The sequence below is a fragment of the Ferrovibrio sp. genome (genome assembly GCF_019636075.1).
Taxonomy (GTDB): Bacteria; Pseudomonadota; Alphaproteobacteria; order Ferrovibrionales; family Ferrovibrionaceae; genus Ferrovibrio.
Genome location: NZ_JAHBYG010000014.1, coordinates 1 through 21,868 on the forward strand (window position 1 = coordinate 1; position 21,868 = coordinate 21,868).

Here is a 21,868-nt window from a genome sequence, read left to right on the forward strand (position 1 = left end):
GGTGGTGCCCTTGCGGAGCGAGAGCAGCTCCAGCATCTGGTATTCCTTGCCCGTCAGGTGCACGCGCTGGCCGCCGACCTCGACCGTCTTGGTGTCGAGATTGACCACGAGGTCGCCGGTCTTGATGACCGACTGGGCGTGACCCTTGGAGCGGCGCACGATCGCGTGGATGCGCGCGACCAGCTCGTCCTTGTGGAACGGCTTGGTCATGTAGTCGTCGGCGCCGAAGCCGAGACCCTTGACCTTGTCCTCGATGCCGGCGAGGCCGGAAAGGATCAGAATGGGGGTCTTGATCTTGGAGACCCGGAGCTGCTTGAGCACGTCATAGCCGGACATGTCGGGCAGGTTCAGGTCGAGAATGATGATGTCGTAATCATAAAGCTTGCCGAGATCGAGGCCTTCCTCGCCATACTCGGTCTTGTAGACATTGAAGCCCTCATGGCCCAGCATCAATTCGATGCTCTTGGCAGTGGCGGCATCGTCTTCGATCAGCAATACGCGCATGGCATCCCCCTATGGATGTCGGCCCCGGATCGGCCCCGGTTAAGCCCTTTGGATTTGCGCCTGATTCGGGCGGATTATGACGAAACCCGAGACGACCTTGCGGAATTGGCGGATTTCAAGCTTTCTGCGATTCGCGATAATTTACCATGGTTAACGAATAAAGTTAACAACCTATATTTAGACGGAGGTCTTAACCCGGTTTAAGGGATTCGGCGTTACCCTAAAGCGCCGGAAAGAAAGGATTATGCCAGCATGCAAAGCCTGATGATGGAACTCGACCGGATCAAGGACATGACCTTCACCGGCCGTGTGGTGTCGATCCAGGGCCTGCTGGTGGAAGTGGCCGGGGTGGAGCGCTACCTGTCCATCGGCTCCCGCGTGCGGCTGCTGGCCCGCGACAACCGCGTGGTGGAAGGCGAGGTGGTGGGCTTCCGGCAGAACCGCGCCCTGCTGATGCCCTATGGCTCGCTGGAGGGCGTGGGGCTGGGCACCCGGGCCGTGGTGGCCGAGGAACAGCCGGTGGTCTACCCCGATGTGAGCTGGCTGGGCCGGGTGATCGATGGCCAGGGCCGGCCACTGGATGGCGGCCCGCCGCTGGTGAACGGCATGCGGCCCTATCCGCTGCGCAACAATCCGCCGCCGGCCAATTCGCGCAAGCGCGTGGGCGGCAAGATCGATCTGGGCATCCGCTCGATCAACACCTTCATTTCCTGCTGCCGCGGTCAGCGCATGGGCATCTTCGCCGGCTCGGGCGTGGGCAAATCCGTGCTGCTCTCGATGATGGCGCGTTATACCGAAGCCGATGTGAACGTGGTGGGGCTGATCGGCGAGCGCGGCCGCGAGGTGCAGGAATTCATCGAGGACGATCTGGGCCCCGCTGGCCTGGCCCGCACCATCGTGGTGGTGGCAACCTCCGATGAAAGCGCGCTGGTGCGCCGCCAGGCGGCTTACATGACGCTCACCCTGTCGGAATTCTTCCGCGATCTCGGCCTGCAGGTGCTGTGCCTGATGGATTCGGTCACACGCTTCGCCATGGCGCAACGCGAGATCGGGCTTTCCGGCGGCGAACCGCCAACCACCAAGGGCTATCCGCCCACCGCATTTGCGGAATTGCCGCGCCTCTTGGAACGTGCCGGCCCCGGCACCGGCGATGGCGGCATCACCGGCTTGTTCACCGTACTGGTGGATGGCGACGATCATAACGAGCCCATCGCCGATGCGGTGCGCGGCATTCTAGACGGCCATATCGTGATGGAGCGCCGCATCGCCGAACGCGGCCGCTATCCCGCCATCAACATCCTGCGTTCGATCTCGCGCACCATGCCGGGCTGCAACACCGAAACCGAAAACGCGCTGGTGAATCGCGCGCGGCAATTGATGGCGGCCTATGAGGATATGTCGGAACTGATCCGGCTGGGCGCCTATCGCATGGGATCGGACCCCAAGGTGGACGAGGCGATCCGCTATCAGCCGGCGCTGGAGGCTTTTCTCAAGCAGTTGAAAAGCGAACGCGCCGATCTGGAATCCTGCTATATGCAACTGGCGGAAATCTTCGCCGCCGGCGATGCGAAACAATAGGCGGACCTGACCCATGCGCGGCATTGATGGCCTGATCCGCCTGTCGAAATGGACGTTGGACGAAAAGCGCCGGGTGATCGTGGATCTCGAGGTTCTGCGATCCGGCCTGGAACGCCAGATCCAAGCCCTGGACGAGGAGTTGGAACGCGAACGCAAATTCGCCGCCACCTCGATGGAAGCCGGCTACAGCTTTGCCAATTACCGGCGGGTGAACCGCGAGCGGGTGGACCGCCTGATGGCATCGCGCGAAGAAGTGATCGCCAAGATCGCCATCGCCCAGGACGATGTGAACGAAGCCTTCCGCGAATTGAAGAAATACGAATTGGTGAAGGAAACCCGGCTTGCCGCCGCCGCCCGCGAACAGGCAAAGCGCGAACAGGCAGAGCTGGACGAAGCCGGCCTGCAGGGCTTTTTGCGCCAGCAGCAGAGTGACGCAAATCAGAATAACGGGCAGCCCGGCAACACCGAACCTGCCGGCAGCCGGCACTGAGGATCAAGCCGCCTTGAGCGGCCGAATCTCTTTGCGCAAAAATCGGCCAGAGATCGCGGCGCGCGATTTTCAGATCATAGCGCGATTGCAGATTCAGCCGGAATTCCGCTGTGGTGCCGAAATACGCGGCGAGGCGCAACAGGATCAAGTTTCTCGCATTTTTTCTTCACATTTTTGACGATAGAACGGCCACCCGGTTTAAGGCCCAAAAAAAAATAGTGGTAGGAACTCTAAACGCGTCACCCTCGGATTTATTCCGAGGGTCCATGCCTGACCCAGCAAAGCCGCTGAACCATGGACCACCGGAACAAGTCCGGTGGTGACGACAGGATTTGAAATCAACACCGCGAATTTAAACCGGACAGCCGCGCGGCAACTGCGAGGGTGCCGGGGTGGTGGGCATCACCGCAAGCGGATTCACGCCGTCAACGCATTGCCGCCGGATTTGGTTTCCAGTTCCGGGCTGGGCCAGGGGATCGGCGGCTCCCGATCATGGAACTGGATCGTGCCGGTCATGCCGCCGATGGCAATCGCATCGTCGAATATCCTTTGCACATCCAGCCGGAAGGCCGGGCCGAATTCGCTGTCCGCGCGCAGGATCAGATCGAAGCGTTTGTCGTTGAGAAAGCCATCGAATTGCAGCGGCCCGGTGCTTTCCAACGTAAAGTCGATGATGAAACGGGTCTGGCCCTGCTGCTTCTTCTTGTCGCGCCGGCGCCGCATGAAAATCTGAACCGGCTCCACCTTGCCCTGCACCAGCATCGGCATGGTCAGCGCCTGCCAGTCGCTGTCGCCGCCGCGCTGATTGAGCTTGCCGAGATCGCGGAAATCCTCATCCAGCCGGCTCAACAAATCCTGCCGACCGGCTTCGCGCAACACACGGCTGGCCTCTGTGCCCAACCAGGCCTGGGCATTGCCCAGCGCGGATGCCGCCATGAATTGCAGAGCATTCGCAGCCAGCCGCGCATTGGGCTGCGGCAATGCCTGGGCCAGACGATCGGCCAGACCGGGATTGAGGCCGCGCAGCACATCGAGGGTTTGCTGCATAGCGGGCCAGCCGGCCTGCAAGCGCTGCATCACGCCGATGCTGGGCGACGCCACCGACGCAGCGGCCGTACCCGGGCGCGTGAGGCCGGCAAGCTCCAGCGCCAATTGCGTACCCGCGGGCAAGGGCTGCGGCAAATCCAACGCGAGCAAGCCTTGCGGCAAACGCAGCAAGGTCTGCCCCGCTGCATTCTGGCCCAACGCCACGGCGATCTGCGCGGCTGCGGCCACCGGCGGCAGCGGCTGGCCCGGCATGGCGGCGGCGCGCACCACAAGCTGGGCCTGGGCGCCGGCCGGCAGGCCTTGCGCGGCACTGCTTTGCAAGGCAGTGCCCTGCAATGCTGCGCCCTGCAATGCGGCAGGCGAATTTTGCACCGGCAGCGTCTGGCCCGGCATGGCTGATGCCTGAGTCTGACCCTGGGCCGGCAAGGGCAGCACGCTGGCTTGCAGCATCTGGCCAGCCTGGGGCAACAGCAGCGGCGTTTGCGCCTGGCCCGGCTGGGGCACGGCGAGCGCGAGTTGCGTGGGTGTGGGATTGCCGAGCAAAGCCGAAAGCGGCGGCTGCAAGGCCACGCCATTGGCACTGAGCAGCGTAACGCCAGGCGGCGTGCCGGGCTTCACCTGCAAGCTCAGCGTGGCGCCGGGCACCAGAAAATCCACCAGTTTGGGATTGCCGCTGAGCACCAGTACGCTGCCGCCTTGGCTGCGCAGCACCAATGCATTGCCATCGCGGGCGGCGACCTGGGCATCCAGCGCGCGGCCGGATTTGGCCGCATCGGCCACTTCGCTGGTGCGCACGGCATCGGCGGTTTGCGGCTTGCTTGAAGTTTGCTGCGGCGTGTTGCTGCCGCTATCGAGAATCTTGTTGGCGCCATCGGCGGCGGATGGCTGTGCAGGCGCTGGTTGCGCTTGCCCGGAAACAGCGGCCGGGGGCGGAGTACCGACCCGGCCGACCTCGCTCATGGCACCTAGTACCGCGCCCTGGCGATGGCGCCGGTGAGGCCGGAAGCGATAGCTTCCACATCCTCGGCCGCATCGCACATCGGATGACGGGTGAGCAGCGGCATCTGGTTGCGGATGGCGTCGCGCACCTTTTCGTCGCGGCGGATCACGCCGGCCAGCGGCGGCGAGAATTTCAGGAAATTCTCGGCTGCCTTGTTGAGCTTGCCATAAGTGCGTTCGCCTTCCCGCGTGGTGGCGGCGATATTCACCACCACCCGCACATCGGCGGTCTTGTCGGCCATGCGCGCCAGCTTGATGAAGGCATAGGCATCGGTGAGCGCGGTGGGTTCGTCATTCGTAACGACCAGGATCGTGCCGGCGGCCTGCGACAGCGTGCGCACCACGCCATCCACACCGGCGCCGAGATCGATCACCACCTTGTCGTAACTGCGGGCCAGTTGGCACAGTTCGTCGCGCAAACCATTCAGCGCGGCCTGATCCAGCGTGGCCAGGCTGGCCGAGCCGGATTTGCCGGCGATGATATCGAAGCCGGCTTCAGACGGCATCACGGCATCGGCCAGGCCGAAACGGCCGGCGATCACGCTGCCCAGATCACGATCCGGCATCAGGCCAAGCTGGATATCCACGTTGGCCAGACCGATATCGCCATCGAACAGCAGCGTGCGAATGCCCTGGCGGGCGAAATACTGCGCCAGCGTGATCGACAGCCAGGTTTTGCCCACGCCGCCCTTGCCCGATGCAACGGCAACGATATTGGCCTGGCGGATCGGCGCCGATGGATGCCGCGTTGGCCGCTGCGGCATGTTGGTTGCCTGGCCGGTGGATTGGCCGGGTGTTTGCGCGGAGCCGGGTGTTTGCGCGGCGCCGGGGGTGTGCGCGGAGGAAGCGGCGGGCGAAGTCGGTTGCATGGCGATCACGTTCATTCGGCAGCCTTCGAAGTCTGATGCGCGCCAACCCCGGTATCGGGATCACGCAGAAGCCAATGGGCGAGTTGCAGCGGATCGAGTCGTTCAAAACCCTTGCCCACGAAGGGCGAGCAGCCGGCATCGGCAAAGGCCAGGCCGGCGGCATCGGCGGCGGCCAGCAATCCACCGATGCGGCGGGTGGCATCCAGCCGCGTGGGCATGAAACGGCGCGCGCCGAGCGTGGCGAATACACGGGCGATATCGGCAGCCTCGCCGGCATCGCCGCCGGCCGAAAGCACCAGCATGGGCTCGGCGCCGGATGCGCGGATCAAGGCCTGCAGGCTATCGCGCTCCTTCTGCCGATAGGGATTGATGCCGGCAGTATCGATGATCACCTTGGCATCGCCGGCCTGGGCCATCAGCGCCTGCAATTCCTGTGCATCGCCGGCCTCGACGAACGGCACACTCATCACACGGCAAAGCGCTGCAAGCTGTTCGCCAGCGGCGGCGCGCGACAGATCGCAGGAAATCACCTGCACGGCACGCTGATCCAGCACCGACCGCGCGGCCAGTTTGGCCACCGCCACCGATTTGCCGCAACCGGCCGGACCGATCACCAGCATCGGACGGTTATCGGAGGAAAGGCCGGGGAAACGGAAGGCTTCGTCCAGCGCTTCGGCCAGCGCGCCAGGCGCATCATCAAGGCCCACATTCAGCGCATGCTGGATCAACCGGTCGGCCAGGCGCGCCGGCACGCCATGCCAGGCCAAGGCGCCTTGCAGCAATTCGGAGAATTCCTGGGCATACTCATCCGCACCAGGGCCGAAATCCTCCGCCGGCACATAGCCGCGCGCATTGGCGCCATAGCGCGCCGTCTCGCGCAGCGCACGCGCCTCCGGCGTTGCGTAATCGTCTTCGCTGTCGCTGTCGATCGCCGCGGTGATTTCCACATGGCCATCGGCGCGATTCTGGTGCGTGGATACGATGATCGCATCCTCGCCCAACTGGCTGCGCACCATGTCCATGGCCTCGGCCATGCTGATCGCGGAGAAGGTCTTCAGGCGCATCGCTCAAACCTCCCGCATCAGATTTGCGCCAATGTACGCAGCTTGGCCCGGGGATGGACCTCCTGCTGCGACATGATGATGGTGGACGGCCGGAAACGCTCGATGATCGAGCGCACATAAGGCCGCACGCCCGGGCTGACCAGCAGCACCGGCACATAACCTTCGCCGCTCAGCCGCTCGAAGGTCTGGCGCACGGCGGCGATGAAATCCTGCAGCTTCGACGGCGCCATGGAAAGCTGGCGTTCCTCGCCCTGGCCGATCAGCGATTCGGCGAAGGCCTGCTCCCAATTGGGCGACAGCGTAACCAGCGGGATGAAGCCATCGGGGCCCACATTGGCATTGCAGATCTGCCGCGCCAGGCGGGCCCGCACATGTTCGGTGATCTGCGTGATGCTCTGGGTATAGCCGGTGGCCTCGGCCACGGCTTCCAGGATGGTGGCAAGATCGCGGATCGAGACGCGCTCGGACAGCAGATTCTGCAGCACGCGCTGCACGCCGTTGACATTGATGCGGCTGGGGATCACTTCGGTCACCAGCTTTTCGTTGGTCTTCTTCAACTCGTCGATCAGCTTCTGCGTTTCCGCGAACGACAGCAGATCGGCCATGTTGTCTTTCACCACCTCGGTGAGATGGGTGGTGATCACCGTGCCGGGATCCACCACGGTATAGCCACGGAACATGGCTTCGTCGCGCAAGCTGTCATCCACCCACATGGCCGGCAGGCCGAAGGTAGGCTCGATGGTTTCTTCGCCCTGCAACGCAATGCGTTCGCCGCGCGGATCCATCACCAGCAGCATGGTGGCGCGCACTTCGCCGCGCGCGGCTTCCACTTCCTTCACGCGGATCACGTAGGAATTGCCGGGCAATTGCATGTTATCCAGGATGCGCACGCTGGGCATGATGAAGCCCATGTCGATGGCCACCTGGCGGCGCAGCGCCTTGATCTGGTCGGTGAGGCGATAGCCGCGGGCATCGTTGATCAACGGCAACAGGCTGAAGCCCAGCTCAAGCCGCAAATCGTCGATAGCCAATGCATTGGTGACCGGTTCATCCAGCGGGCTGACCGGCTTGGGCGGTTCGGGCGGCGGCACGATGGCCGCGATCCGGCGCCGCTTGGTTTCCTGCCGTGCGGCATAGGCCAGGCCGCCGAATATCAATGCCAGCACCAGGAAAGGCAGGAACGGCATGCCCGGAATCACCGCGAAGGCCAGCGACAAGGCAGCAGACATGCCCAGCGCCTTCTCGCCGGAAAGCTGGGTAGCCAGGGCCTGATCGGTGGTGCCGGTGGCCGTGCCCTTCGACACCATCAAACCAGCCGCCACGGAAATGATCAGCGCCGGAATCTGCGACACCAGACCATCGCCCACGGTCAGGATCGAATAGGTGGCGACCGCCTGCTGGAAGGTAAGGCCTTTATCCAGAATGCCGATCAGGATGCCGCCGATCAGATTGATGAACGTGATGATGATGCCGGCAATGGCATCGCCGCGCACGAATTTCGATGCACCGTCCATGGCGCCGAAGAAGCTGGATTCGTCTTCCAGTTCCTTGCGCCGGGTACGTGCGGAAGCTTCATCGATCAGGCCGGCGGAGAGATCGGCGTCGATCGCCATCTGCTTGCCGGGCATGGCATCCAGGGTGAAACGCGCCGACACTTCGGCGATACGGCCCGAACCTTTGGTGATGACCACGAAGTTCACCAACACCAGGATCGAGAACACGATGATGCCGATCACCAGGTTGCCGCCCATCACGAACTGGCCGAAAGCCTCGATCACATGGCCGGCGGCATCGGTGCCCTCATGGCCATTGCCCAGGATCAGGCGCGTGGAAGCCAGGTTGAGCGACAGGCGCAGCATGGTGGTGATCAGCAGCACCGTGGGGAAGGCCCCGAATTCCAGCGGCTTGGTAACGAACAGGCAGGTCATCAGCACCAGCACGGCCGACGTGACCGACACCGCCAGCGCGAAATCGAGCAGCCAGGTGGGCATCGGCAGGATGAGCATGGCCAGCACGGCCATGACGCCCACGGCGAGGAAAATCTCGCCATGCTGGGTCATGCGCTTCAGCCGATCAGTGAAGCTGGGGCCGCCGCCGCCTGCTACTGCCGGTTTATCCGCTGGAACCAGTTCGGTCATACCTTAGCTCTGCATCCTGCCTTGATTCTGTATTCCGTGACGCGCGCCGCCATCAGGCGGTGGCGCGGGGCCCTTCATTGGCGGCCGGCACCGGCACGCCTTCGTCGGTATATTGCTTCAGCTTGTTGCGCAAAGTGCGGATCGAGATGCCGAGGATATTGGCGGCATGGGTGCGATTGCCTAGGCAATGCTTCAGCGTATCGATGATCAGGTCGCGTTCCACATCGGCCAGCGCGCGGCCGACCAGCGAACCTGCCGCAGCAACCGGCATGGCGGCTTCGGCACCAGCGGCGGTGGAACCCGGCGCCGGACCGGCCTCGCCGCCCACCAATTCGGCCAGCGCTGTGCCATCGGGCAGCCGCACGGCTTCGATCTCGATCTTGTCGCCCAGCGCCAGCAGCACCGCGCGATGCATGGCGTTTTCCAACTCGCGCACATTGCCGCGCCAGGGGGCTTTTTTAAGCGCCACCAGCGTTTCGGCAGCCAGCGGACGCACCGGCACGGCATTCACCTCGGCGTATTTCTTGGCGAAATGCGTGGCCAGCAATTCGATATCGGCCGGGCGCGAACGCAGCGGCGGCAGCTTGAGATTCACCACATTCAGGCGGAACAGCAAATCTTCGCGGAACGTGCCGCGCGCCACTTCGGCCGCCAGATCGCGGTTGGATGTGGCCAGCACGCGGATATCCACCTTCACCGGTTTGGAGCCGCCGATACGGTCGATTTCGCGTTCCTGGATGGCGCGCAGCAGCTTGGCCTGCAGGCGGATATCCATTTCGCTGATTTCATCCAGCAGCAGCGTGCCGCCGTTGGCCTCTTCGAATTTGCCGATACGGCGCGCCACGGCGCCGGTGAAAGCGCCTTTCTCATGGCCGAACAATTCCGATTCCAGCAATTGCTCGGGGATCGCCGCGCAATTCACGCTGACGAATGGCTTGTCGGATCGCGGGCTGCGCGCATGAACATAGCGCGCCATCACTTCCTTGCCGGTGCCGCTTTCGCCGGTGATCATCACGCTGGCAGACGACGGCGCGATCTGTTCGGCCAGCTTGACCACCTGGGCCATGGCCGGATCGCGGAACAGCATCTGGTGGTTTTCTTCCGCCACGGCTTCAAGCACGGCAGCGATCAGATCGGCATCGGGCGGCAGCGGCAGATATTCCTTGGCGCCGGCACGGATGGCCGCCACGGCGGCGCGCGCATCATTGCCGATTCCGCAGGCCACCACCGGCAGGTTGATACGCTCGTCCTTCAGGCTTTCGACCAACGCCTTCACATCCAGGGTTACGTCCACCATCGCCAGATCGGCGCCCTTGCCGGAACGCAGCAGATTGAGCGCGGCAGAGATATCCTCCACCTGCGCCACCTTGGCGCCGCGCTGCAGCGCGATGCGGGTGGCGGCCCCGATCTGCCCGTTCAGCGTTCCGATGATGAGTAACCGCATCGTTCTTATCCCTGCCTGCCGCCCTTGATGATTTCCGTCATCGTCACGCCCAGACGATCTTCCACCACCACCACTTCGCCGCGCGCCACCAGCCGGTTGTTCACATAGATGTCGATCGCCTCGCCCACCTTGCGGTCGAGCTCGATCACCGCGCCGCGCCCCAGCTTGAGCAGCTGGCTCACCTGCATGTTGGCCTTGCCCAGCACTGCCGAGACATGCACCGGAATATCGAACACCGCCTGCAGATCGGCTGCCGTGCGTGCCGCATTGGGATCATCTTCCTCGGGCAGCGCGCCCTGGCCGATATCCTTCAGTTCGAGATCGTCGCCGCCTTCAGCCATGATCCGTCATCCCCTTTGTTTCGCGCCGCCTCAGGCTTCCGCCTGCGGTTCGCGTGCCTCGGCCATCAGGCCTTGCAGATAGCGTTGCACCGCCTGGTCCACATCGCGTTCCAGCGCGGCCTGATTGCGTTCGGCCGAACCATCGGCCCAATCCACGCGGCAATCGGTGGCCGGCAGACTGTCGTCGGGCACCAGCATCACCTTGCCGCCGAAGCCCGATTGCGCCACCAGCGCATCGATGCGTTCGTCCAAAAGCTTGGCCACGGCCTCGGCGGCCCGCACCACCAGGCGCGGTTCGTCGCGCATGTCGTCCATGCAGCGCAGCACCAGGGCCTCGATCTCGCGCAGCGGCTCGCGCGCCATGGCATGCGAAGCCAGCTTGCGGGCGATGGCCGCCGCAGCCGATACCGCCTCGGCACGGGCGGCGGCCTGGGCCTGATTCTGCCCCTCGGCCAACTGGCCCAGCCGCGCTTCGATGGCGCCGAGCGCTTGCTCAACAGCCCGCGCATGCTCGGCCTCGATGCTGGTGCGGCCTGCCTGTTCGCCTTCGTCGTAAGCCTGCTTCTTGGCGGCCTCGAGATCATCGAGGCTGAATTTCGGCGGCGGCCCCTTCGGACGATACATCGGCTCCGACGACGATTTCGGCTTCGTGCCGTCGAAGGGATGGTCGAAAAGAAATTTGGCCTTGCCCACCATGTCAGTAGATCAACTCGTCGTCGCCCTTGTTGTCGGCCAGCATGATTTCGCCCTTGGCCGCCAACTCCTTGGCAGTGTTGACCATGATCATCTGCGCCTCGTCCACATCCTTCAGGCGGACCGGGCCCATGCTTTCCATTTCCTCGCGCAGCAGCTTGGAGGCGCGTTCGGACATATTTGAGAAGAACAGGTCGCGCAGGGTTTCCGAAGCGCCCTTCAGCGCCAGACCCAGCTTGTCCTTCTCCACCGCCTTGAGCAGGGCCTGAACGCCGCTGGGATCCAGCTTGATCAGATCCTCGAAGGTGAACATCAACGCCTTGATGCGCTCGGCGGCATCGCGGCTGCGTTCTTCCAGCGCGGCCAGGAAACGCGCCTCGGTGTTGCGATCCAGGCTGTTGAAGATTTCCGCCATCATTTCGTGGCTGTCGCGGCGATTGGTACGCGCCAGGTTCGACATGAATTCGGTGCGCAGCGTCTGCTCCACCTTGTCGAGCACTTCCTTCTGCACGGATTCCATGCGCAGCATGCGCATCACCACTTCCATGGAGAATTCTTCCGGCAACGCCGCCAGCACGCGGGCGGCATGCTCTGGCCGGATCTTGGACAGCACCACGGCAACGGTTTGCGGATATTCGTTCTTGAGATAATTCGCCAACACGTTTTCGTTCACGTTGGCAAGCTTGTCCCACATGGTGCGACCCGCAGGACCGCGGATTTCCTCCATGATCTGCGTAACGCGATCGGCCGGCAGGGCCTTCATCAGCAAACGCTCGGTGCTGTCGAAGGTGCCCGACAGCGAGCCGGTGGAGGAGAAGTTGTTGACGAATTCCAGGAATAGCTTTTCCACCAGTTCGGAATTCACCGAACCGAGATTGGCCATGTTCTGCGAGATTTCCTTGATCTCTTCATCATCCAGCAGCGGCCAGAGCTTGGAGGAATGCTCCTCGCCCAAGGCAAGCATCAGGATGGCGGCCTTATCGGGCCCCTTGAGCTGGCGGAAATCCTTATCGGCCATGAATCATGCCTCCTGGAACTATGCCGCCTGATACAGCCAATTGCGGATGATGGAGATGGCTTCTTCCGGATGCTTATCGACGATCTCGCCGATCTTCTTCAAGCTGGAAGCCTTCACCTGGCCTTCGATGCGGGCGATATCGATCATCGATTCGATGCCGGGCGTTGCCATCGGCGACATACCATCGGGCGCAGCCGGCAATTCGGCTATCGGCGCGGAACCCACCACGGAGGGCACACCCGGCATGCTGGGCGTCAGCATGCCCGGCGGTACATCGTCGGGATTCTGCGAAGCCTCGATGATGCGGCGCACGATCGGGCGCACCACCAGCAGCAGGGCCAGCAAGGCGGCCAGCAGGTAGCCGGCGATTTCGCCGATGCGGAACAGGTCGCGTTTGTTCAGCCCCATGAAAATCGGCTGCAGGTCGGGGTCGAGCTCTTCGGGAATGTCGCCCGGCTCGGCGAAGCGCATCGACACCACTTCCACATTGTCGCCGCGCCCCTGGTCGAAACCGATGGCGTTGCGCACCAGCGCGGTGAGCTGCTGCAATTCCTCAGGGCTGCGCGGCTGATAGGCGCGTTTGCCCTCGCCATCCACCAGCACGATGTGGTTCACCAGCACGGCGGCGGATACTTTGCGCATCACGCCGCCTTCGCGCACCTGGGTGCGGATGGTCTTGGAGATTTCGTAGTTGACCAGCTCTTCGTTGCGCTGGCCGCGCTGCGTGGCCTGATTGGCACCCTGGGCCTGGGCTTCGGGCAGGTTGTTCTGCACCGTAACGGCCTGCTGGCCTTCCTGGCTCTGGTTCTGCTCCGAGATGGTTTGCGTGGAGCGCACCACCTGCTGCTCGGGATCGAACAATTCCTGATTGGTGGTGATGCGGTCGAAATCCATATCGACCGAAACCTCGGCACGCACATTTCCGATGCCGACCGAACGTTCTAGCAAGGCCTCGATGGATTTGCGCAGGCGATCCTCGGCCTGGCGGCGCACTTCCACCATCTTGGTGGCGCCGGCAGCAACCGGATCGGCGGATTCCTCGCTGGTGCCGGCCAGCAGATTGCCGCGATCATCGATGATGGCAACACGGCTGGCTTTCAGATCGGGCACCGCGCCGGCAACCAGGTTCTGGATGGCGCGCACCTGCGGCTGGTCGATACGGCCGCCGCGCGTCTTGATCACGATAGAAGCCGAGGGTTCGCGCTGCTCACGGCTGAACACCTCGCGCTTGGGCAGCACCAGATGCACGCGCGCCGATTGCACCTGGTCGATGGCGCGAATCGTGCGGGCCAGCTCGCCTTCCATGGCGCGCAGGTGATTCAGGTTCTGCATGAAATTGGTGGCCGACAAGGCATTCGCCTTATCGAACAATTCATAGCCGACGGAACCGCCCGAAGGCACCCCGGCTTCGGCCATCTGCATGCGCAGGCGCAGCACGCGATCTTCCGGCACCAGCACCTGCGCGCCATTGGCGGCGATCTGGTATGGGATCTTCTGCTGTTCGAGTCGGGCGACGATACTGGCCGAATCCTGCAGATCGAGGTTGCCATACAGCAGCGCCATGCGCGGCTGCGTCACCTTCATTCCGATAAACAGGAAAAAACCGATCAGGGCCGCAGCCGTCACGCCAAGGATGGCGAGGCGGGCAGCCCCAAGATTACGCAGCATTTGCATCAGACCGTTCACGGCATCACCCCATGCGTTTCCACGCACCTGGACATCTGCTTGCCAGGGTAGGGAGCGGGGATGAAGAAGAGGTTAACACCCCGGCAAATTTTGCCTAGTGGATTGTTAACCTTTTTTCGTCCGCCGCGTATGCCGGGATGGGGCGGGGAGATCGGACCGAATATCAGGCCCCCAAGGGGCAGGAAGGCTATTCTAAAAGCGGTTGCGCATTCCGACTTTCAGGCTGCCTGCCTTCAGGGTACCGGGGCGGTATTCCTGCAGGCGGGTGGTGCGCAGGCCGGCCAGGCCATGTTTTTCGATGGCCCGCTGCCAGGACAGGAATTCCTCGGTGGTAAGGCTATAACGTTCGCAGGCTTCGTCCAGCGTGAGCAATCCGCCGCGCACAGCCGCCACCACCTCCGCCTTGCGGCGAATCACCCAGCGCTTGGTGTTGGGCGCAGGCAGGCTGTCGCGGGTCAGTTGCTGACCCTCGGGACCGATAATGCTGGCTATACTACGGTCGCGCGTGAACATCCGAACCGGCTGGGGGTGATAATCGGGCTGTCGCATTCTCTGACTCCGGCTTTAAGAAACCCCTAAACGCTTTGGTTAAGCAGCGGTTAACACACTGCCAAGGCAAAAACTCAGGCCAAAGCGGGTTATTTTTGAATTCACTGCTGGGCTGCACGCACAGCCACAATGTCGGCCGGCAGCACCTTCACATTGCCCACCACCAGGTATTGATCGCCATTATCGTATTCCAGGCTGTCCACCCGGCCCGTGGTGTAAACCTTGGCATCGGTCAAAGCCTTGCCATTGCCATCCTTGGCAACGACTTCCATCTTGTAATTGCCCGGCTTGGGGATCACGCCGTCGCTGCGGGTGCCATCCCAGCTGAAATCGGCGCGACCGGCTTTCGGCGTCAGATTGGTGCTGTAAACCAGCTTGCCGGCCTCGTCATACACATTGGCCTTGGCCGTGGTGACGCCGGCGGGCAGGTTATACATCCAGTCGATCTTGCCATCCTGGGCCAGCGTGCCGCCGCCGCCATTCACCACCACATCCTTGCCGATATAGCCAAGATTGGCGTTGGCGGTCTGGGCGCCGATCATCGAGATCAGCTTTTCCAGGTTCTTGTTCTGATTGATCTGCTGCTCCACCTGGCTGAACTGCACCAGCTGCTGCGTGAATTCCTTGGAATCCATCGGCGAGGTGGGATCCTGGTTCTTCAGCTGCGTGGTCAGCAGCTTCAGGAAGGTGTCGAAATTCTTCGCCAGTGATACGCCAGCGGTGCCGGCGGCCGAGGTGGCGGTGGTGGCGGTGTTATTCGTTACGGAGGTGACCATGTTCTATGCTCCTTCCCTCTGTTAACTTTCAAATACGGATATCGAGCCCGCCGCGCGCAGCCGCGCGCTGGGCATTGGCAGCCTGGGCCACGGCACGCGGATCGGCGCCAAGCTGGCCGGCATCGGCCATGTCATCGCCGCCGCGACCGCCGCGCTGGCCACGGCCATTGCCATCGCCCTGGCCATTCTGGCCCTGCTCGCGCAGCATGAAGTTCAGGCTGTCCTGATTGGTTTTCAGGCCGGAATCCCGCAGGCTCTGTTCCAGCACCTGGGCATCCTTCTGCAGCATGGCCAGGGTTTCCGGCTTGTCGGCGGCGATCACCGCCAACAGGCGGCCATCGGAGGAGACTTCCATCGTCACCTCCACCTTGCCCAGATTGCCCGGATCCAGCTTGATCGAAATGGTATCCAGCCCTTCGGAGGCCGCGCGCTTGATCTGCACAGCCACCTGCTCGCCCGGCGGCACCAGGGCCTGCGGATGGCGGGCAGCCTGGGCATGGGCGGTATGATGGGCAGCCTGGGTAGAGATATTCGCGGCACTTCCGGCCACCGCGGCGATACCGCCGGGCTGCTGGCTGCTATTGCCGGCAGCGGCCTGGTTCTGGCTCGCCAGATCGAAAACCATGGCGCCGCCCGCCAGCGGATTCTGCAGCTGCATGGCATGGTCGCCCAGCAATTCGGCGGCCAATTCCGGCGGCAGGCCTTCCTCGCCTTCCACCTTCAGCATCTCGGCGAACAACGACGATGTATCGACCAGCGAAAGCTGGGCGCTAGCATCGCTGCTGGTCTGCACGCTCAACTTGGCGGCTTTGCCTTCGGTCTTGCCCTGGCCGGCATTCTGCGCGGCATTCTTGGCGGCTTCCAAGGCAGCCTGCTGCGCTTCCGGCGACAGGCCTTCTGCCTGCAGGGCGCGCAAAGCGGCATCCGCCGGGGTTTCGGCAGTGCCTGCGCCAGCCGCCTGAGCACCGGCATGGGCGGCAGCGGCATGGGCGGTGGTGGCAACCGCGGCTGTTGCGGGGGCAGCCACCAGCAATAACGGATCTACCTGGGTTTCGGCCTTCTTGTCCTTGCCTTCGGCATCGGCGGCAGCCTCTTCGCCCTTGGCCGCCGCATCGGCGGCCGGCTTGGCGGGCGTTTCGGCCTTGTTATCAACGGGCTTGTCGGAGGCCGCATCGGCGGTCTGTTCGGCGGGTTTGTCGGCCTGCTTGGGCCGCTCACGATCAGACGGCTTGGCCGATGCAGAGCTGTCATCGGCGCGGTCGCAGCGCTTATCGGCAGGCTCGGAGGAGCGGGTTTCGGATGCACGGTCGGCGCGGTCGTTGCCGCCGCGGTCGGAAGCCGAACGATCGGCCTGGCGAATCTGGGAGACTTCCGGGCCCTTCAGATCGGGCGCCCCGGCTTCAGACCGGCGCGCCGCCTTGGCGGCATAGCTGCCAGCCAGCAGGTTGGCGAAATCCGGCGCACCGGTATCGTCGGCGGCAAAAGCCGGAGCGGCCTGACTTGCGGCGCTGGAGGAAGTGGCGGAACCGATCTGCATGGATGCCTCTATTCGCAGGACGGACGAATGTGTTCGGCGGGGTATTTGCAAAGCCCGGGCCAAGTCCAAAAATAGAGGTAATATATTGATTTATATTGGATTTATTCGGATGGCCGAAGCGCCCATGATTGCCGGGCGGCAGCTTTTGCCGAGGCCGTCCTTGCTACCGGGTGGCGTTTTCTGCCGGCCCGATACGCCTGGCAGCAGCCTGGAATCGCCGGCGGATCAGGCGGCGTCCTTACGGGTTGTGGCCTTGGCGGCCGGCCGGCCGGCGCCGGGTTTGTCGGCTGCCTTGAGGTCGCCGCTCTTATGTTCGGCCACGGTGAGCTGCTTGAGCAGATGGCCCTCGATCTGTTTCAGCCGGGCGGCATCCTCGATCTTCTGGCCGGTGAGATCCTGCACATAGAATACGTCCACCGCACGTTCGCCATAGGTGGCGATATGCGCCGAGCGGATCGACAGGTTGAGATCATAGAGGCCGCGCGTCACGTCGTAGAGGAAGCCGGGCCGGTCGCGGCCGTTCACCTCCACCACGGTATGGCGGTTGGAAGCGGTGTTGTCGATCAGCACCGCCGGCGCCACCTTGAACACACGGGTACGGCTGGGCAGACCCGGCTTGTCGGCGCCCAGAACCAGGCGCGGCCGCAGATCGCCCGACAGCGTGCGCTGGATGGCGGTAGACAATTTGGCCAGCTTGTCGGAACGGTCGAACGCCTTGCCCTCCATGTCCTGGATGAAGAACGTGTCGAGCGCCATGCCGTCGGTGGTGGTGAAAATCTTGGCATCCACGATATTGCCGCCAGAGGCCGCAATCGCCCCGGCCACGCGCGCGAACAGGCCGGGATGATCCGGCGCGTAGAGCGTGATTTCGGTGACGGCACGGAAGCCATCCACCCGGGTTTCGAGCGTGAGGCCGCGCTTTTCCTTATCGGCCACCCGCATCAGCCGGGCATGGCGGGCGATGGTATCGGCGTCGTTAGAGAACCAGTAAGTCTCGTAATGGCGCTTGAGCAGCGCGTTGCGCTCGGCCGCCGGCCAATCGGGCAACTGGGCTGCCACCTGTTTCTTGGTTTCCGCCACGCGCTGTTCGCGGCCGCGCACGCTGAAACCGCCCGACAGATATTCCTCGGCGCGATAATACAATTCGCGCAGCAGCTGGCCCTTCCAGCCATTCCACACATTCGGCCCCACGGCGCGGATATCGGCAACCGTGAGCACCAGCAACAGCCGCAAACGCTCGGGGCTTTGCACCAGCTTGGAAAAGTCCACCACGGTTTTCGGATCGGCGATATCGCGCTTGAAGGCGGTGGCCGACATCGCCAGATGCCAGCGCACCAGCCAGGCCACGGTTTCGGTTTCGGCATCCGACAAGCCGAAACGCGGACCGAGCTTCCAGGCCACCTTCTCGCCCAAAATGGAATGATCGCCGCCGCGCCCCTTGGCGATATCATGCAGCAACACCGCCACATACAGCGCGCGCCGCGACACCACCTGCGGCATCACCTTCACGCTGAGCGGATGTTCCTCGGCCAGTTGCCCGGCCTCGATGCGCGAGAGAATGCCGATGGCGCGGATGGTATGCTCGTCCACCGTATAGACGTGATACATGTCGTGCTGCATCTGCGCGACGACGCGGCCGAAATCCGGCACGAAGCGACCGAATACGCCGGCTTCGTTGAGGCGGCGCAAGGTGGTCTCGGGATCGTTCTTCGAGGTCAGCATCTCGACGAACAGACGATTGGCTTCCGCGTTGTTGCGCAGTTCGGCGTTGATCGCCTTCAGGCTGCGGCTGACCTGGCGCAGCGCATCGGGATGGATATCCAGCCCCTGCTCCTGCGCCAGATGGAACAGGCGCAGCAGCTTTACCGGCTCACGTTCGAACAATGCCGGATCGGCCAGATCCAGCCGGCCGCCTTCCACCACGAAGCCATCGGTGGTTTTGGGCCGGCGGATTTTCGATTTCAGCACCGCCAGCGGCTTTTTCTTCTTATGGCGCTCTTCCAACGCGGCGGCGAAAATGCGGGTGAGATCGCCCACCTCCTTGGCCACCAGGTAATAGCGCTTCATGAAGCGCTCGACATCCTTGCGGCCCGGCCGGTCGGCATAGCCCATGGCGCGCGCAATCTCGGTCTGCATGTCGAAGGTGAGGCGCTCTTCCGGGCGGCCGGTGAGGTAATGCAGATGGCAGCGCACCGTCCACAAGAATTCGCTGGCCTGATTGTAGCGCTTGTATTCATCGGGCGCCAAAAGCCCGAGATCGATCAGCGCAGCGAGATCCTCCACGCCATACACATAACGCGAAATCCACAGCAGCGTGTGCAGATCGCGCAGGCCGCCCTTGCCTTCCTTGATATTGGGTTCCACCAGATAGCGGGAATCACCCATGCGGCGATGACGATCATCGCGTTCGCCCAGCTTCTTCTCGATGAAATCCGGCCCGGTCTTGGCCATCACCTCGGCGGCGAAACGCGTGCGCAATTGCTGCGCCAGCGGTTGGTCGCCCCAGATCCAGCGCATTTCCAGCAAAGCCGTGCGGATGGTGAGATCGCCCATGGCCAAGCGCAGGCAATCCTCCACCGAGCGGGTGGAATGGCCCACCTTCAGGCCCATATCCCAGAACAGATACAGCAGGTATTCCACCACCTGCTCGCCCCAGGGGGTCTGCTTGTAGGGAAACAGGAACAGCAGATCCACATCCGAGAAAGGCGCCATCTCACCGCGGCCATAGCCGCCGACTGCCACCACCGACAGCCGCTCGGCCGCCGTGGGGTTGGGCAGCGGATAGACCCGCCCGGTGGTGAAATCGAAAGCCAGGCGGATGATCTGGTCGGTCAGATAGGCAATCGATTGCCGGGTCACCAAGGCGCTTTCGCCGGCCTCGAACCGCGTGCGGATGGTTTCGCGGCCATGGGCCAGCGCCGCCTTGAGCAGCGCCAGGGCCTGGTTGCGCTGGTCCTGGGCTGCATTCTTGCCGCCGTCATTGCCAAGCGCCTCGAGCTGCAAGGTGAGGCTCTTGCGGTCGATGATGGCGCGGCGATTGGGGATGGTGGCAAGCATGATGGGTTATATATACCGCGCCAGACAGCAATAGTCAGGATCAGACGGACTGGAAATTCACCATGCCGCCGCCGTCGATCACCATGGTCTGGCCGGTCATGAAGCTGCCGGCCCGGCTGGCCAGGAATACGGCGGCGCCGGCAATCTCGTCGGGATCGCCCACCCGTTTCAGGGCATAGCCCTGGGTGGCCTTCTTGGAGATCGTGGGGTCTTCCCACAAGGCGCGGGCGAAGTCGGTCTTGATCAAGCCGGGTGCGATGCAATTGGTGCGGATATTCGCCTCGCCCCATTCGACCGCCAGATTGCGCGCCAGTTGCATGTCGGCGGCCTTGGAGATGTTGTAGGCACCGATCAGGTTGGTGCCGATCAGCCCGCCCACAGACGACACGATGATCATCGCCCCGCCCTGTTTGCGTGCCGCCATATGCGGTGCCACCATCTCGCAGAGCCAATGGTTGCTCTTGATGTTGCAGGCCATGATCTTGTCGAAGGCGTCGTCGGGGATATCCTTGTTGGGGCCGAAATACGGATTCACCGCCGCGTTGCAGACCAGGGCATCGATGGCGCCCCATTGCTTCAGCGTGGCCTCCACCAGCGCCTGCAATTGCGCCTTTTCGGCGATATTGCAGGGCACCACGATAGCCTCGCCGCCAGCAGTGCGGATTTCGGCCGCCACCTTTTCGCAGGCCTCCGCCTTGCGGCTGGATACCACCACGCGCGCACCATGCTGGGCCATGCGCAACGCGATGGCACGGCCGATGCCGCGGCTGGAGCCGGTGATCAAGGCCACTTTCCCGGTCAGGTCGAACAGGCTGTCCATGGGTTCCTCCCCTTCTATGCGTTTCTTATACAGGCAAACCGCATTATGCTTGCCAGTATGACGTTGCGGCAATTTTTTCCGGCAATAATGTTTCTGCTGGCGGCCTGCTCCAGCCCGGCTGAGCCGCCGCTGGCAGCCTCCGCCGAATTGCAGCCGCCAGACAAGCTGATTCTGCGGGTGAGTGCCGCAACCGCCCTTGAGCAAGCCGAGCTGACCGCCCCCGATGGCCGCGCCTTTCCCGCCCAGCGCCTGGTGCTGCGCGAACCGCCGCAGCCGGAACAGGATAATCGACGGCCCGGCGTGATCCTGGGCGGCAGCGGCGGCTCGTCTAGCGGCATGGATGCCGGCATCGGCCTCAGCCTGCCGCTGAAAAACCCGTTCGCCGCCGAACGCAAACGGCCCATCGCCGCGCAGGCCGAATTCCGCCTGCCGCCCGATCTGCTGGACCGTTACCGCGCCGATCCCAAGGCCTGGATGGTCTATCTCACCTTCGGCAACGCCACCCGGGGCATTCCGGGGCCCGCCCCAGAGTAACTGGCCAGAGTAACTGGCCAGAATAATCGGCGGGAGCAATCGGCAAATTAAACCATGGCCGGCGAAGCCTGCCTGGGAAGATTCTGCCTCCAGTCAATCCGAGCCCCACAAATATAACCAGAAAACCAGTAAATATTCAGTTGGCACGCTCCCTGCAATTAGCGTTAACGATCCAGCCGAGAAGCGGCCGTTATCGTTAAGACACAGGAGATCGACATGGCTTTAGCATTGCTTTCCTTGCGCCAGGCACAGAAGGTCGAGCCGCAACTGAAAGCCGCGCTGATGCCAGAGGGAGAAACCCTCACGGCACGTGAGCGCCTCGCGAAACGCGATGGCCTTGCCGCCACCCCGCTCACCGCCCGGCAATATGTGCAGAAGCTCAATGGCCGGGCGCGCGAGCTTGCGCAGGAACAGGTTTCCTGGGCCTTGGGCCGCGTTGAGCCCGAGGAATTGGACGGCCTGTTGCGCCATATCGCCAAGCTGCGGGGGCGTTATGCCACCCTGGTGCTGGAACATGCGCAATCCGACCGCCCGCTGCGCCGCGAACAGCTGAACGAGTTGAAGCTGATGCGCGAGCAGATCGAGGAACTGAACCACGGCCTGGAATTGCTGAAGGAAGTGATCCTGGACGGCACCGCCGAAGTGCGCGGCGTGAAGGTGGTGGACTGATCAGCGAAGGCGTTGTTCGCCGCACAAATCAAAATTCACATTTCTGATCGGCTTT

19 protein-coding genes are annotated in these 21,868 nt (G+C 63.2%); 4 read left to right on the forward strand and 15 right to left on the reverse strand.

Going from position 1 to position 21,868, the window contains the following annotated elements:
* Positions 1 to 504, reverse strand: a 504-nt coding sequence (locus KF827_RS08110; RefSeq protein WP_291003159.1) for a response regulator transcription factor, incomplete at its 3' end; no start/stop codon positions are given.
* Between the two features lie 252 nt (positions 505 to 756).
* On the opposite strand from KF827_RS08110, the gene fliI reads away from it, so the two are divergent.
* Together fliI and KF827_RS08120 are read left to right on the forward strand one after the other, a co-directional pair.
* A complete protein-coding gene (gene fliI / locus KF827_RS08115) occupies positions 757 to 2,082 on the forward strand; it encodes a flagellar protein export ATPase FliI (protein ID WP_291003162.1) in 1,326 nt (441 codons plus the stop codon).
* A 13-nt stretch (positions 2,083 to 2,095) separates the two neighbouring features.
* Positions 2,096 to 2,572, forward strand: a complete 477-nt coding sequence (locus KF827_RS08120) for a flagellar FliJ family protein (RefSeq protein WP_291003165.1) — start codon at positions 2,096 to 2,098, stop codon at positions 2,570 to 2,572.
* A gap of 417 nt (positions 2,573 to 2,989) precedes the next feature.
* Here KF827_RS08120 and KF827_RS08125 read toward each other — a convergent pair whose 3' ends face one another.
* From KF827_RS08125 to KF827_RS08190, 14 genes are all read right to left on the reverse strand, one after another.
* Positions 2,990 to 4,579 (reverse strand): hypothetical protein, encoded by a 1,590-nt coding sequence (locus tag KF827_RS08125; RefSeq protein WP_291003168.1) that lies wholly within the window; start codon positions 4,577 to 4,579, stop codon positions 2,990 to 2,992.
* A 5-nt stretch (positions 4,580 to 4,584) separates the two neighbouring features.
* A complete protein-coding gene (locus KF827_RS08130; RefSeq protein ID WP_291003171.1) occupies positions 4,585 to 5,382 on the reverse strand; it encodes a MinD/ParA family protein in 798 nt (265 codons plus the stop codon).
* A gap of 116 nt (positions 5,383 to 5,498) precedes the next feature.
* Complete coding sequence (locus KF827_RS08135) at positions 5,499 to 6,551, reverse strand: GTP-binding protein (RefSeq protein WP_291003174.1); 1,053 nt, start codon at positions 6,549 to 6,551, stop codon at positions 5,499 to 5,501.
* Positions 6,552 to 6,568: 17 nt separating this feature from the next.
* Complete coding sequence (flhA, locus tag KF827_RS08140; RefSeq protein ID WP_291003375.1) at positions 6,569 to 8,611, reverse strand: flagellar biosynthesis protein FlhA; 2,043 nt, start codon at positions 8,609 to 8,611, stop codon at positions 6,569 to 6,571.
* Positions 8,612 to 8,741: 130 nt separating this feature from the next.
* Positions 8,742 to 10,133, reverse strand: coding sequence for a sigma-54 dependent transcriptional regulator (locus tag KF827_RS08145; RefSeq protein ID WP_291003177.1), 1,392 nt, complete (start codon positions 10,131 to 10,133; stop codon positions 8,742 to 8,744).
* Positions 10,134 to 10,138: 5 nt separating this feature from the next.
* The gene (gene fliN, locus KF827_RS08150; protein ID WP_291003180.1) at positions 10,139 to 10,474 is read right to left on the reverse strand and encodes a flagellar motor switch protein FliN; all 336 of its coding nucleotides are present in this window, start codon (positions 10,472 to 10,474) and stop codon (positions 10,139 to 10,141) included.
* Between the two features lie 30 nt (positions 10,475 to 10,504).
* Positions 10,505 to 11,170: a FliH/SctL family protein gene (locus KF827_RS08155; RefSeq protein WP_291003183.1), complete on the reverse strand. Its 666-nt coding sequence runs from the start codon at positions 11,168 to 11,170 to the stop codon at positions 10,505 to 10,507.
* Between the two features lies 1 nt (position 11,171).
* Positions 11,172 to 12,185: a flagellar motor switch protein FliG gene (gene fliG, locus KF827_RS08160; RefSeq protein WP_291003185.1), complete on the reverse strand. Its 1,014-nt coding sequence runs from the start codon at positions 12,183 to 12,185 to the stop codon at positions 11,172 to 11,174.
* 18 nt (positions 12,186 to 12,203) lie between these two features.
* Positions 12,204 to 13,898 (reverse strand): flagellar basal-body MS-ring/collar protein FliF, encoded by a 1,695-nt coding sequence (gene fliF, locus KF827_RS08165; protein ID WP_367273128.1) that lies wholly within the window; start codon positions 13,896 to 13,898, stop codon positions 12,204 to 12,206.
* Between the two features lie 165 nt (positions 13,899 to 14,063).
* Entirely contained in the window at positions 14,064 to 14,384 is a 321-nt protein-coding gene (locus KF827_RS08170) for a DUF1153 domain-containing protein (protein ID WP_291003381.1), read from the reverse strand.
* Positions 14,385 to 14,521: 137 nt separating this feature from the next.
* A complete protein-coding gene (locus tag KF827_RS08175; protein WP_291003190.1) occupies positions 14,522 to 15,196 on the reverse strand; it encodes a flagellar hook assembly protein FlgD in 675 nt (224 codons plus the stop codon).
* 28 nt (positions 15,197 to 15,224) lie between these two features.
* Positions 15,225 to 16,733, reverse strand: coding sequence for a flagellar hook-length control protein FliK (locus KF827_RS08180; RefSeq protein WP_291003193.1), 1,509 nt, complete (start codon positions 16,731 to 16,733; stop codon positions 15,225 to 15,227).
* Positions 16,734 to 16,958: 225 nt separating this feature from the next.
* Positions 16,959 to 19,790, reverse strand: a complete 2,832-nt coding sequence (locus KF827_RS08185; RefSeq protein WP_291003196.1) for a [protein-PII] uridylyltransferase — start codon at positions 19,788 to 19,790, stop codon at positions 16,959 to 16,961.
* Between the two features lie 40 nt (positions 19,791 to 19,830).
* The gene (locus tag KF827_RS08190; protein WP_291003198.1) at positions 19,831 to 20,610 is read right to left on the reverse strand and encodes an SDR family oxidoreductase; all 780 of its coding nucleotides are present in this window, start codon (positions 20,608 to 20,610) and stop codon (positions 19,831 to 19,833) included.
* Positions 20,611 to 20,697: 87 nt separating this feature from the next.
* On the opposite strand from KF827_RS08190, the gene KF827_RS08195 reads away from it, so the two are divergent.
* Both KF827_RS08195 and KF827_RS08200 read left to right on the forward strand, forming a co-directional pair.
* Entirely contained in the window at positions 20,698 to 21,144 is a 447-nt protein-coding gene (locus KF827_RS08195) for a hypothetical protein (protein WP_291003203.1), read from the forward strand.
* A 216-nt stretch (positions 21,145 to 21,360) separates the two neighbouring features.
* Positions 21,361 to 21,813 carry a hypothetical protein gene (locus KF827_RS08200; protein ID WP_291003206.1) on the forward strand — a complete coding sequence of 151 codons (453 nt, stop codon included), beginning with the start codon at positions 21,361 to 21,363 and terminating at the stop codon, positions 21,811 to 21,813.
* Positions 21,814 to 21,868: the final 55 nt, after the last annotated feature.